The following is a 6512-nucleotide window of genomic DNA, read 5'->3' on the forward strand; positions in this document are numbered from 1 at the left end:
CTCCCCGGGTGAACTGGCTGGAACTCGTCGGCTGGGCCGGCTCCGCGCTGCTGGTCTGGTCCCTGCTGCAGACCCGGATCCTGCGGCTGCGCGCGCTCAACCTGGTCGGCTGCCTCATCCTGATCGGCTACAACGCCGCCGTGCAGGTCTGGCCGATGGTGGGCCTGAACGTCGTGCTCACCGTGATCAACGTCTGGTATCTGCGCAAGCTGCTGGCCACCCGGCACGACGAGCAGACCTACCAGGTGGTCGAGGTGGGCACCGGCGACGCGTTCCTGGCGCACACCCTGCGCGTGCACGCCGCCGACATCGCCCGCTTCAACCCCGGCTTCCACTGGGACCCGGCCGCCGAAGACCGCTCGGCGTTCCTCGTGGTACGCGCCGACGAGGTGGTCGGCGTGATGCTCTCGCACGCCGAACCGGGCGGGGTGGCCCAGGTCGACCTGGACTACGTGACCCCGCCGTTCCGCGACTTCACGCCGGGGGAGTTCGTCTACCGGCGCAGCCGGCTGTTCACCGACCGGGGTTTCCGCCGGGTGGTCAGCCCGCCCGGCATGATCGCTCCCTACTACCACCGGCTCGGGTTCCGCCCCGAGGGCGGCGCGTACGTGCTCGACCTGCCCGTACCGGCCTGAGCCGGCTCCCGTCCGGCTCCGGCCGGTGACGCCGAGGGGCCGGTCATGATTCGGCGGCGGTCTCGCGGGGCAACAGAGGGGCCACGCCGACCGGATCTGCCGGCCGGCGAGTCGGCCATCGGCCGACCCGGATCGGGCCGAGGGAGATAACCGGTCGTGCAGAGCTACTGGAGCCAGCTTGCCCTGGTCGGTGTGCTGGTGATCCTCAACGCGGTGTTCGCCGGCAGCGAGATGGCCCTGGTGTCCCTGCGCGACAGCCAGGTGCAGCGGCTGGAGCGCAGCAGCCGCGGCGGACGGACCCTCGCCCGCCTCGCGAAGGACCCGAACCGGTTCCTGGCCACCATCCAGATCGGCATCACACTCGCCGGGTTCCTCGCCTCCGCCGCCGCCGCGGTGTCCCTGGCCAAGCCGCTCGTCCCGCTGCTGACCGTCTTCGGCAACGCCGCCGAGACCGTCGCCATCGTCGCTGTCACGCTGGTGCTCACGTTCGTCACGCTCGTCTTCGGTGAGCTGGCCCCGAAGCGGATCGCCATGCAGTCGGCCGAGCGGTGGGCGCTGCTGGTGGCCCGCCCGCTGGACGTGCTGTCCAGCATCACCCGGCCCGCCGTCTGGTTGCTGGGCGCCACCACCGACCTGGTGGTACGCCTGTTCGGCCTGGACCCGAAGGCCGAACCGGACGAGATCGGTCCGGACGAACTGCGTGACATCGTGGCCGGCAACCACGGCTTCACCAAGGAACAGCGCACGATCATCGCCGGTGCGGTGGAGATCGCCGACCGGCAGTTGCGGGCTGTGCTCGTACCCCGGTTGCAGGTCTTCACGCTCGACAGCGGCACCACCGCGGAGGCCGCCCGGCTCGTTCTGGCCGCGACCGGCCACTCCCGGGCCCCGGTGGTCCGCCACGGCGGCCTGGACGAGGCGGTGGGCGTCATCCACCTGCGGGACCTGGTCGGCGTCTCCGACGACCGGCCGGTCGACGAGATCGCTCGCCCGCCGATGCTGCTGCCCGACTCGCTGCCGGTGGTCGACGCGCTGCGCCAGTTCAAGGCCGAACGCCAGCACATCGCGCTCGTGGTCGACGAGCGCGGCGCGGTCGACGGGATCGTGACGCTGGAGGACATCCTGGAGGAGATCGTCGGCGAGATCTACGACGAGACCGACCGGGACCTGCGCGCCGTGCGCACCGAGGCCGACGGCACGCTGGTGCTGCCCGGCACGTTCCCGGTCCACGACCTGACCGACCTCGGCGTGGAGCTGCCGAACCGGCCCGCGGGCGACTACACCACGGTCGCCGGGCTGGTGCTGATCTGCCTCGGGCACATCCCGACCGTGGCGGGGGAGCAGGTGACCGTGGACGGCTGGGAACTGTCGGTGGCCGACGTCGACCAGCGGGCCATCACCGAGGTGCACGTACGCCGCCGCGGCCGCCACGACGGCTCCCCGGACGGCGACACCACCGACGACGCCGCCGAGCCTGCCGACGCCCCCGAACTGGACGACGCGCGCCGCTGACCGGCACCCGGTCTCTGCGCGCCCGGCTCAGCGGCGCCCGGTCGGCGGGCCGAACGGGAAACCGGGCACCGGCGGGAGCAGCTGCACCGCGTCGGCGGGCAGCTGACGGGTGCTCCGCCCGACCAGCCGGGCCACCACCCGCAGCAGCCACGGCCCGGACGGATGCAGCTCCGGGCCGATCAGCCGGCTGATCACCCGGGTCCACCAGTGCCCGGCGACGATCACGTCGGTGATCCGCAGCCGGTCCGGCGGCCACCCGCCGCGCACCACCACGTCCACCACCCGGCCCAGCCGCCGCCCGTGCAGGTCGTACGCGGTGCGGCCGAGCAGTTCACCCGCTCGCACGGCCGGACCCCGGGATCCGCTCGATCAGGTGCCGGCGCAGCCACGCCTCCACCGGCGACGGCGGCAGGTCCGCCGCCCGGCAGCGCAGCCGCACCGCGCTGTCCACGCGGGCGACCTGGGACAGCGGTACGCGCAACGGTGGCATCGGCGGGTCGTCGGTGAACCTGTCCGCCACCGCCACCAGCAGCCGCCCGGTCCGCCCGCCGATCCGCGCCCCGAGCGCGCCCTGCCCGGTGAGCAGGCAGTCCACGTACGGGAAACCCTCGTCGTCGACCGCGAACGCGATGTCGTCGACGCGCCCGACCAGCAGCCCGTCCACGTCGACGATCTGCCGGTCGAGCAGCCGCCGGGCGAGCTGAACCCTCATCGCCCCATCCCCGTCATGATCGCCAGTGGGATCGCCGCCACCGAGGCCGCGACGATGAGCAGCAGGAACACCGCGCCGAGCAGGTTCATCCACCGCCCGTTGACCCGGTCGCCGAGGTACCCCCTGTCGTTCGCCACCACCAGGATCGGCAGGTACGTCAGCGGCAGCACCACAGCGCTCAGCACCAGCATGTACTCGGTCAGCCGCACCGGGTCCACCGTCGTCATCAGCATCACCACACCGAGCAGCAGACCGACGAGCAGCACGCTGTGGAACCGGGCCGCCTCCCGGGGGCGGACCCGCTTGCCCCACTGCCACCCGAAGTACTGCGCCGCCGCGTACGCCGCCGACAGCCCGGTCTCCAGCGCCGCGCCGAACGTCACCGCGAAGAACGCCAGCACCGCGGCGGCCAGGCCGGCGCCACCGAGCGCTGTCGCCACCGGCCGCGCCACCTCGTCCAGCGTGCTCAACGACGCCTCGGACGGGTGGTAGGCCACCGTCGCCACGGCGATCAGGGACAACGCCAGGAACCCGCCCACCGGGAAGCCGATCAGCACGTTCGAGCGGGCCCGCGCCAGGTCCGCCGCGCTCCACCGCTCCTCGACGCCGCCGGAGGAGAAGAAGAACACCTCGTACGGGCTGACCGTCGAGGCGAACAGCGCCACCGCCACGAACCAGTACAGCGGCCAGCCGTGCCCGGCCGTGCTGACCTGCCACACGCCCTGCCCGAGTTCCGGCCAGTCGGTCGGCAGCGCCACCAACGCGACCGCGAACACCAGCAGCGACAGCCCGGCCAGCCCGAAGATCCGCTCCATCAGCTCGAACCGCAGCCGCCACAGCACCAGCCAGACGGCCAGCGCGGCGAGCGGCACCCAGAACAGGTGGCTCAGCCTGGTCGCCAGTTGCAGCGCCAGCGCCACCCCACCCAGCTCCGCGGCGAGCGTGACGACAGTGACCAGCCACGTCGCGACCAGGTTGAGCAGCGCCACGCGCGGCCCGAGCCGCTCCCGGACCAGATCGAACACCGCCCGTCCGCTCACCGCCGCGATCCGGCCGGCCATTTCCGCGTACGCGCAGATGCCGACCACGCCGATCAGCAGCACCCAGGTGTGGGCCATGCCGAACAGCGCGCCGGCCTGACTGGCCGCCACCAGATCACCGATGTCGACGAAACCGCCGACCGCCGACAGCACGCCGAGCGTGGCGGCGAACAGCTTCCTCACGTCGGGTCGGGAGCGGACGATCTCACCGAGGCGACGATATCGGCGTCAGTGCCCCTTTTCGGGCTGAATCGGCCAGCCTGCGGGTGTCAGGCGACGGTGAGGTTCTGCAGCCGCACCTGACCGCGGGCCACCAGACGGCCGTCGGCGTCGGTGATCTCGACGAGCCAGAGCTGCTGGCTGCGGCCCCGGTGCACCGGCGTGCCGACAGCGGTCAGCTCGCCGTCACGCACCGCCCGCAGGAAGTCCGTCTGGTTCGACACCCCGACGACGTTGCCCTTGTCGCCCAGCCAGAGCGCGCCGCCGATGCTCGCCGCCGTCTCCACCACCGAGCAGTAGACGCCGCCGTGCTGGATCCCGTACGGCTGGTGCAACTCCGGACGCACCTTCCAGCGGATCACCACCCGGTCCCCGCTGACCTCGTCGAACGTCAGGCCCAGCAGGGCCACGAAGCCACCGGTCAGGTTCGGCATGTCCACCGCGGTTCCTCCTCGCGTTCGACGGCGCCGCCAGCCTAGTCGCCGCCACGTCGGCAAACCCGGTACGGGCCGGGCCCGGGAATGGGGGAGAATCGGTGACCGTGACCGACAGCAACCTCCCGCAGGGGCGGGACTCCCTGACCGAAGACCTGCTGTGGCGGGGCCTGATCCAGGACTCGACCGGCCTTGACGAGCTGCGTGAGCTGCTCGACGGCGGGAGCACCACCTTCTACGTGGGCTTCGACCCCACCGCGCCGAGCCTGCACATCGGCAACCTGATGCAGGTCGTCATGGCCCGCCGGCTCCAGCAGGCCGGGCACCGGCCGCTGCTGCTGGTCGGTGGTGCCACCGGGCAGATCGGCGACCCGAAGGAGAGCGCCGAGCGGACGCTGAACCCGCCCGAGGTGATCGCCGGCTGGGTGGAGCGCATCCGCGAGCAGCTCTCGCCGTTCGTCACGTACTCCGGGGAGAACGCGGCGAAACTGGTCAACAACCTGGACTGGACCGGCGAGATGTCGGTGGTGGAGTTCCTCCGGGACGTCGGCAAGCACTTCCCGGTGAACAAGATGCTCGCCCGCGAGGTGGTCAAGGCGCGGCTGGAGACGGGCATCAGCTACACCGAGTTCAGCTACCAGCTCCTCCAGGCCAACGACTACTTCGAGCTGCACCGCCGGCACGGCTGCCGGCTCCAGTACGGCGGCTCCGACCAGTGGGGCAACATCACCGCCGGGGTGGACTACATCCGGCGGCGCGGCGCCGGGCCGGTGGAGGCGTTCACCACGCCGCTGGTGACCAAGGCCGACGGCACCAAGTTCGGCAAGAGCGAGACCGGCACGATCTGGCTCGACCCGCAGATGACCAGCCCGTACGCGTTCTACCAGTTCTGGGTCAACGCCGACGACCGGGACGTCAGCCGTTACCTGCGCTACTTCAGCTTCCGCTCCCGCGAGGAGCTGGAGGAGCTGGAGAAGGCCACGGCGGAGCGGCCGCAGGCGCGCCTCGCTCAGCGGGCACTGGCCGAGGAGCTGACCACGCTGGTGCACGGCGAGCGGGAGACGGCCCAGGCGGTGGCGGCCAGCCAGGCGTTGTTCGGGCGCGGCTCGCTCGACGAGCTGGCCCCGGAGACGCTGCGCGCCGCGCTCACCGAGGCCGGCCTGGTGCATCTCGACGAGCTGCCGGACGTGGCCGGCCTGCTCAAGGAGTCGGGCCTGGTGCCGAGCATGAAGGAGGCGCGCCGGGTCATCGCCGAGGGCGGCGCCTACGTGAACAACACCCGGGTCTCCGAGGTGGACGCGATGGTGTCGGCTGACGACCTGCTGCACGGCCGGTACCTCGTGCTGCGCCGGGGGAAGCGCTCGTTCGCCGGCGTCGAGCTGCGCGGATAGTTGCCTGTCGACTGTGTGACGCGGGACGCGCCCAGCGGATTTGACGATCACTCCGCTGGGCGCGTAACTTTCTCTCTGCCAGCGCGGAACGGACGAACAGGGCGAAAGACCTGGAAGGCCGGAGCGCAGGACCTGAGAACCGGGTGGTGCCCCGGATTCGCCGGAAGGCGGATTTGGTGAGGCGGAACCGACCGGGTAAGGTTGCCAGTCGGCAGGGAAACGGGCGAACACGCGGGTGACCGCGACGGCCGTCCTGTCGAAAACCTCGGAAACCGTCCGACGGAAGTCGGATGAATCGGGGTGCCCGGCAAAAGGGTGATGCACGACAAACCGGGAAACACCGGTTTGACACGGCAGAAACCGCCGGGTAACGTAGTAAAAGTGCCTGGCGCGAGAGCGGCGGGCAGTTGAACGAGATGCCCCGGTCGGGGTTCCACGGTGTGGGGCTTCTGGTTGGTGTGTGGTTGTTCTTTGAGAACTCAACAGGGTGCTTGTAAAGCCAGTGCCAATTGTTTTATACCCCGGACTGGTGGCCATTCTTTTGGGAGTGGTTGCTGGTTGGGATTCCT

7 protein-coding genes are annotated in these 6512 nt (G+C 71.1%); 3 read left to right on the plus strand and 4 right to left on the minus strand.

Annotated elements, in window-relative coordinates:
* Nucleotides 1-8: 8 nt before the first annotated feature.
* Both F8279_RS11550 and F8279_RS11555 read left to right on the plus strand, forming a co-directional pair.
* Nucleotides 9-635, plus strand: a complete 627-nt coding sequence (locus F8279_RS11550) for a hypothetical protein (protein ID WP_091424463.1) — start codon at nt 9-11, stop codon at nt 633-635.
* Between the two features lie 156 nt (nt 636-791).
* Entirely contained in the window at nt 792-2147 is a 1356-nt protein-coding gene (locus F8279_RS11555) for a hemolysin family protein (protein ID WP_151499916.1), read from the plus strand.
* A 27-nt stretch (nt 2148-2174) separates the two neighbouring features.
* Here F8279_RS11555 and F8279_RS11560 read toward each other — a convergent pair whose 3' ends face one another.
* The 4 genes from F8279_RS11560 to F8279_RS11575 all read right to left on the minus strand — a co-directional run bounded on the left by F8279_RS11560 (nt 2175) and on the right by F8279_RS11575 (nt 4558).
* Nucleotides 2175-2492 (minus strand): hypothetical protein, encoded by a 318-nt coding sequence (locus F8279_RS11560; RefSeq protein WP_091424470.1) that lies wholly within the window; start codon nt 2490-2492, stop codon nt 2175-2177.
* Nucleotides 2479-2859, minus strand: coding sequence for a hypothetical protein (locus tag F8279_RS11565; RefSeq protein WP_091424473.1), 381 nt, complete (start codon nt 2857-2859; stop codon nt 2479-2481). The genes F8279_RS11560 and F8279_RS11565 overlap by 14 nt, the downstream gene beginning before the upstream one ends.
* Complete coding sequence (locus F8279_RS11570; RefSeq protein WP_091424476.1) at nt 2856-4082, minus strand: NRAMP family divalent metal transporter; 1227 nt, start codon at nt 4080-4082, stop codon at nt 2856-2858. Before F8279_RS11570 ends, F8279_RS11565 begins: the two co-directional genes overlap by 4 nt.
* Before the next feature lie 86 nt (nt 4083-4168).
* Nucleotides 4169-4558, minus strand: coding sequence for a PaaI family thioesterase (locus tag F8279_RS11575; RefSeq protein WP_151499917.1), 390 nt, complete (start codon nt 4556-4558; stop codon nt 4169-4171).
* Between the two features lie 101 nt (nt 4559-4659).
* On the opposite strand from F8279_RS11575, the gene tyrS reads away from it, so the two are divergent.
* The gene (gene tyrS, locus F8279_RS11580; protein WP_151499918.1) at nt 4660-5943 is read left to right on the plus strand and encodes a tyrosine--tRNA ligase; all 1284 of its coding nucleotides are present in this window, start codon (nt 4660-4662) and stop codon (nt 5941-5943) included.
* Nucleotides 5944-6512 lie beyond the last annotated feature (569 nt).

The organism is Micromonospora sp. AMSO1212t (genome assembly GCF_008868145.1).
Classification (GTDB): domain Bacteria; phylum Actinomycetota; class Actinomycetes; order Mycobacteriales; family Micromonosporaceae; genus Micromonospora; species Micromonospora tulbaghiae.